Raw genomic sequence first — 1,543 nt, 5'->3', positions numbered from 1 at the left:
GCCATGAGGACGAAACCGGCACAGGCCAGCACTATTTTGCGCTTCATACTTTCCTCCCGAAATGCGTGGCTGCACATCATCCACGCATTTGCGCGATATTACGCATACGTAAACGTAATTCAAGATCATTTGCGGCAGAATTTCGATCCTCGCAGCCATGCAAGGGCGGGAAATTATAATCGCTCCTCGCCGGGCAAACCTGTTCTTTGGTTATCAAATGCTTGAAATCGCTCATCTGCATTTTACGAGAATTTTCGACAAATGCCCGCAATTGCTGGCGCGTTATATTTAATAAATTCCGAAATTTACAAGTTGTTTTTGTTTTGTTTGTGCCCGGTTAATCATGCCCTTTAACAGCAATTTCAAGCCTATGCTGCATTCTCGAAAGCATCGACGGAACACGCGAAACAACAAAACGAGCGGTTCTCAGAAGTCTAACAGGGCTTTCGTCAAGTAACGGTTCGGGTTCAACAAGGGATTTGGTAAAATGGCACGCTTTGATCTTCAGCATACCGATAGTGGACACGCCGGGGGCTCGGCGCAGACAGATATTCTCTTCGAAATGGGAATTATGTACGCAACAGGCCGGGATTGCGCTATCGATCTTGTGGCAGCCCATAAATGGTTCAATATCGCCGCCATCAAGGGAAGCGACCGGGCGGCTGAACTGCGGGCAGAACTCGCTCAGTCAATGTCGAAGCCCGATATCGCTGCCGCCCTGCGTGCCGCACGCGAATGGATGACCTCCCACTAAAACCGTGCACCCGTTCTGCACAAAATCCCATATTGTGAACTCAATCACAACGGGATATCGTAATGTTTGCAACCGTGGGTATACAATTGGTTGTCTTGTCACGTATGGAGTATTGCTGTGAGTGCGTATGATTCTTGACAAAGACGGGGAAGTGATGCTTGACGATCTTGAAGGATTGTTATCGAGATTAACGGCTGCTCAAAAGCAGCTGATATTGTTGTCTGCCAAGTCAAAAGCATTTCCGGATAACAATACATTGAACAAAGTTGCGACCTTAGCTCTTAACATTTCAGCAGTTGAAGCGCTTATCGCCGAGGCCCGAGACCAGAAGGCCAGGCCGGTAAAGGCCAATGATTGAGCACTGGAAACTCCAGCTTCGAGAGCTGGAGTTTGTTTCGCTCACTGCTTACGCTTAGACGCCTGCCGGTCCGACACGTGTTGCTTCGAACAGGAACCAGTGCCTGCGTTCTGTCTCATCTATGAAGTTCTCTATGATACTCGTTGTGGCGCTGTCGCCGTGTTCGCTGCACAGCTCGTGAACCTGACGCAAATAGCCGATGAAGTTCTTATTATCGTCGCGTAGCTCCGCCAGCATATCTTCGGGTGTGACGAAATTGGCATCGTTGTCGGGAATACGTTGCTGAGCGCTGATCTGTCCAATGGACTTCAACGTCGTGCCACCGATTTTCCGTACCCGTTCCGCGAGAACGTCGGTCATTGCGAAGATCTGCTCGGCTTGGTCGTCCAGCAGAAGATGGTAGTCGCGAAAGTGCGGGCCGCTCATGTGCC

Annotated in this window: 3 protein-coding genes; 2 read left to right on the top strand and 1 reads right to left on the bottom strand. The window is 49.9% G+C overall.

Annotation, left to right across the window (positions count from 1 at the left end):
* Positions 1 to 487 precede the first annotated feature (487 nt).
* On the top strand, positions 488 to 754 hold the full coding sequence (locus ACXJ5O_RS26590) for a sel1 repeat family protein (RefSeq protein ID WP_457302525.1): 267 nt from the start codon (positions 488 to 490) through the stop codon (positions 752 to 754).
* A gap of 121 nt (positions 755 to 875) precedes the next feature.
* The gene (locus ACXJ5O_RS26585; RefSeq protein ID WP_271893291.1) at positions 876 to 1,112 is read left to right on the top strand and encodes a hypothetical protein; all 237 of its coding nucleotides are present in this window, start codon (positions 876 to 878) and stop codon (positions 1,110 to 1,112) included.
* 54 nt (positions 1,113 to 1,166) lie between these two features.
* On the opposite strand, the gene ACXJ5O_RS26580 is transcribed toward ACXJ5O_RS26585, so the two are convergent.
* On the bottom strand, positions 1,167 to 1,543 hold a 377-nt coding region (locus ACXJ5O_RS26580; RefSeq protein ID WP_457302524.1), incomplete at its 5' end, for a Dps family protein.

Source organism: Phyllobacterium sp. P5_D12, assembly GCF_054049495.1.
Note: the sequence above shows the minus strand (reverse complement) of the source record. Positions and strands in the feature narration are given on the sequence as shown.

Coding starts and splice junctions, on each gene's coding strand:
- ACXJ5O_RS26590 (WP_457302525.1), top strand. CDS start 488: ATGGCACGCTTTGATCTTCAGCATACCGATAGTGGACACGCCGGGGGC.